The sequence below is a fragment of the Alteromonas sp. AMM-1 genome (assembly GCF_047290655.1).
Lineage (GTDB): Bacteria > Pseudomonadota > Gammaproteobacteria > Enterobacterales > Alteromonadaceae > Alteromonas > Alteromonas mangrovi.
Genome location: NZ_JBLBUE010000250.1, coordinates 1 through 3,443, shown reverse-complemented (window position 1 = coordinate 3,443; position 3,443 = coordinate 1). Strand labels below are relative to the sequence as shown.

Genomic DNA, 3,443 nt, shown 5'->3' with positions numbered 1-3,443 from the left:
AAGTCAACTGCTCTACCAACTGAGCTAACGACCCATCGATTACCGCTGTCACCTTGTCTTGGCGACGGGCGCATATAATACTTATTTCCGGCGTGTGTGCAACCTTAAAAATGCATTTATTTTCACTTTTCTGCCAAAAAAAGTTTAAACGCTCAAAAACAAAACAAATCGGTCAAACTTTAGTCCCACAATTGCACCTTAGCAAGTTTCATCGCGTAAAAACTTAAGCAAACGGTCAGTTTTTTCACACAACAAAAAAGGAGCTCCAGGGCTCCTTTTTTTAATTTTCCGCAAAAAAAATTACAAACGCGCTTCAGCCAATTTTCTGGCTGACGAATTTGGGTATTCTGTAATCACTTGCTGGAACAATTGTTTTGCTTTTGCCATGTCACCGGTACTTTCAGCAATCACACCAAGTTTTAATAGTGCATCCGGACGCTTGGCAGAATCTGCAAACTTATTGGCTACAATATCAAACTGTTCGGTAGCTTCCTGCCACTGCTGCTTATTAAACAACAGCTGCCCCAGCCAGTAATGCGCATTAGGTGCATAGCTGCTCTCTGGGAAACGGGCAAGAAATGCCTGAAACTCTGGGATGGCTTTATCGTACTCTCTGGATTTCAGGATCAGATTGACTGCCTTTTCATAGGCATCGGATTCTGAAAGACCCGACGCAGCTGTCGCTGCTGTTACCGTTTTAGTGGAGGCTTGTGCTGGCGCTGTGGTAGTGGGCACGTTTGCTGTGTTACCGCTCGTCACAGGTACAGTCGCTGATGATTTCAACGCTTCTACACGTTTATCGATCTCGAGATACAATTCCCGTTGGCGATCCAATACTTTTTGTAACTGGTTGGTGTGCACTTCAACCGCACCGCGCAATTCATCTAATTCCAGTTGCATGTTGTCAATTTGCTGCTGGAGGCGATGCTGCATATCTGCCCGGTTTTTAACCTGTGTTTCAAGTACAGTTAAACGCGATTCAATGTCGCTCCCGCCTACGGAGTAAACAGGAGCTCCAGTGGACTGTCCATACGCAACCGGTAGACACAGCAAAGCCGTTGTCATTACGACAACGGCTTTCAACACATTACCTTTACGGTACGTCATCTTATTGATAAACAATTACGCCACGGCGGTTCTGAGCAAACGCATACTCAGATGACCCCATTACCGCAGGTTTTTCTTCACCGTAAGACACAACTGTTACCTGGCTTGAGCTCACACCTGCGTTCAACAGATAAGTCTGAACAGCTTGTGCACGACGCTCGCCCAGTGCAATGTTGTACTCTGGTGTACCGCGCTGGTCACAGTGACCTTCAACAACAATCTTCTTACCTGGGTTTTTCATCAGGTAATCAGCATGTTTTTGTAGAACAGGGTAAAACTCAGACTTGATGTTAGAACGGTCGAAGTCAAAGTAAACTGTTTGTTCATTCATCAGCGCAGCTAAATCACGCTTGCTCTGCTCTTCCTGCATTTTTACACGCTGGGCAGCTTCGGCTTTAACTTTCGCTTCCTGAGCATCTTTCTGAGCTTGTTCTTCAGCAGCTTGCTGCTGGGCAATGCGGTTGCGCTCCGCTGCCAGTTCCTCTTCGCTAGGACCTGATGAACATGCCATCATAGTCACCACTGGCAGGGCGATGATGAAGCTCTTCATTACTTTATTAAGTTGCATCCTCTTAATCCTTATACTTACTTATTTCTAATATGTTAAATGTTAAAACAAAAACGGTGACCAACTAGGCGATTTAACTTGCCCGTCAGCTACCGGTAACCTCGCTTTAAAGCGCCCATCCAGCGACACTAATGACAATACCTGGGTATCTCCGAATAATGTACTATAAATTATCATGCTTCCGTTCGGAGCGATACTGGGAGATTCATCTAATAATGTTCTCGTGAGTACCTGAATTGCTCCATTTTTTAATTCCTGGCGGGCGATGTGGTAATCACCGCGTGTTCGGTTAACCAACACAATCTCATCCCCATCCGGTGTAAAAGTGGCCCCAAGGTTCTGTTCACCTTCAAAGGTTAAACGTCTAACCGTGCCATTATCTAAATTTACGCGATAAATCTGTGGTTTACCACCCCGTTCAGAGCTAAAAATCAGACTCTTGCCGTCGGGAGACCACGAGGGTTCAGTATCAATGGCTCTATTCTGGGTAATTCTGCGCAAATTCTTCGTGGCTAAGTCCATTACATAAATTTCAGGATTGCCGTCTTTAGACAATACCATCGCCAGCTGTCTGCCATCCGGCGAAAACACAGGACTACCATTAATGCCAGGAAAATCAGTTATTTTCTCACGTTGCATGGTGTAAATATCCTGAATAAAAATCTGCGGACGTTTATTCTCAAAACTCACATAAGCAAGCTTATTACCATCCGGCGACCACGCTGGTGACATCAACGGCTCAGGCGACGATAATAATCGTGTTTCGTTAAATCCGTCGTAATCAGCAATCACCAACTGATATGGTAATTTCACTGTTTCGCGGTCGCGCACAATAACGTACGCAATTCGCGTTAAAAACGCACCGCGCACTCCGGTTAGCTTTTCGTATACCACATCACTGATTCGATGCGCATATTGTCTGAAATCACCACCACCAATAACAACCTGACGCTGATCGACAATGTGATCCTTACTGTTTACCAATGTGCCATCTTTACCTAACACCTTCGATTCGCCGCCGGTGATCTGGCCACGTAACACATCAATAATTTCAAACGACACCAGATAACGGTCGGCGCCTTCGCTTTGAACTTTGCCGACCACAATGGTATCGAGCCCCATTGACGCCCAGGCAGCGTAATCCACTTCACTGTCGGTAGATGGATACTGTGGCATTGAGGCTGGAACAATGGGATTGAATTTACCGCTGCGGCGTAAATCAGCCATCACTACGTCGGTGAGATTATCGGGTAACAACCCCTCGCCCTGCCATTTAAACGGAACCACGGCGATTGGTCTGGCGCTATCAACCCCTTCAGTGATCACGATTTCCAATGCAGCATGCACTGACCCGATGCAACTTAGGTATGTTAACGCTATCCACAGACCCAATTTTTTCATAGGCTATTCAACTCCACCTTCAGATTAATGTCTTTTAATTCTTCGTAAACAGCAGGGTCATCAGACACTGGCAGTTTGTCTGGTCTTAACACAGCACTTTGGGCAGCACGGCACAACGCAGGATCCCCGTCTAAAATTGTTACTTTAGTAACCAGACCGGTTGTAGCCAATTTGATATTCAAACGGCAGGTTTTACCCTTGAAATCACCATTCAAATAGCGTTTTATGGTTTGATGGATCAACGCCTGATACCGCTTTTTTTCCGATAAAACGTGCTGCCGGCGCTGTTGCTGCATAGCTTCCTGTTCTTTAGCAAGCTGCTCTTGCATAATTCTTTCCAACTCTGCGCGTTCAGCTGCTTCTTTTT

General features: G+C 45.7%; 4 protein-coding genes. All 4 read right to left on the bottom strand.

Features of this window, described 5'->3' with window-relative positions:
* Positions 1-300: 300 nt before the first annotated feature.
* On the bottom strand, positions 301-1,107 hold the full coding sequence (ybgF, locus tag ACLR2L_RS19600; protein WP_255438793.1) for a tol-pal system protein YbgF: 807 nt from the start codon (positions 1,105-1,107) through the stop codon (positions 301-303).
* Between the two features lies 1 nt (position 1,108).
* The gene (gene pal / locus ACLR2L_RS19595) at positions 1,109-1,675 is read right to left on the bottom strand and encodes a peptidoglycan-associated lipoprotein Pal (RefSeq protein ID WP_413370630.1); all 567 of its coding nucleotides are present in this window, start codon (positions 1,673-1,675) and stop codon (positions 1,109-1,111) included.
* 42 nt (positions 1,676-1,717) lie between these two features.
* Entirely contained in the window at positions 1,718-3,076 is a 1,359-nt protein-coding gene (gene tolB / locus ACLR2L_RS19590; protein ID WP_413370628.1) for a Tol-Pal system beta propeller repeat protein TolB, read from the bottom strand.
* A partial coding sequence (tolA, locus tag ACLR2L_RS19585; protein ID WP_413370626.1) for a cell envelope integrity protein TolA occupies positions 3,073-3,443 on the bottom strand: 371 nt, incomplete at its 5' end. The genes tolB and tolA, both read right to left, overlap by 4 nt.